Source organism: Faecalibacterium sp. DFI.5.82 (assembly GCF_029076575.1).
GTDB classification, from domain to species: domain Bacteria; phylum Bacillota; class Clostridia; order Oscillospirales; family Ruminococcaceae; genus Faecalibacterium; species Faecalibacterium duncaniae.
Map to the genome: position 1 here is coordinate 1 of NZ_JARFIS010000648.1, position 304 is coordinate 304.

Below are 304 nucleotides of genomic sequence, written 5' to 3' on the forward strand. Positions count from 1 at the left end.
CAGCTCGAGCAGTTTTTTTCATCTGCTCAGCATCCACGGCTTTGCCTCCTTTCCGCGGTTTTGTTCTCCTTTCTTTCTGTACTCGGCTATCCCTTGCCTGTGATTATATTATAGAGCAGTTGCTCTATAATGTCAAGCATAATTCGGCAGATTTTCAACATTTTCCCGCGTTTTTCCACAAAAAAAGCCGCACGGCGTCGCTGCCGTGCGGTTTTCTCATTCTTTCCCGAGCAGGTGGTTGATGGTGGTGCCGAGTCGTCGCTGACTACGAGCTGGACTATCTGGCGACCGCTCTCGGCACCAC

General features: G+C 50.7%; 1 protein-coding gene. It reads left to right on the forward strand.

Features of this window, described 5'->3' with window-relative positions; all coding sequences use genetic code 11:
* The coding region (locus P0G09_RS18265) for a hypothetical protein (RefSeq protein ID WP_275253376.1) at positions 1 to 242 on the forward strand (242 nt) is incomplete at its 5' end.
* Between the last annotated feature and the right edge of the window lie 62 nt (positions 243 to 304).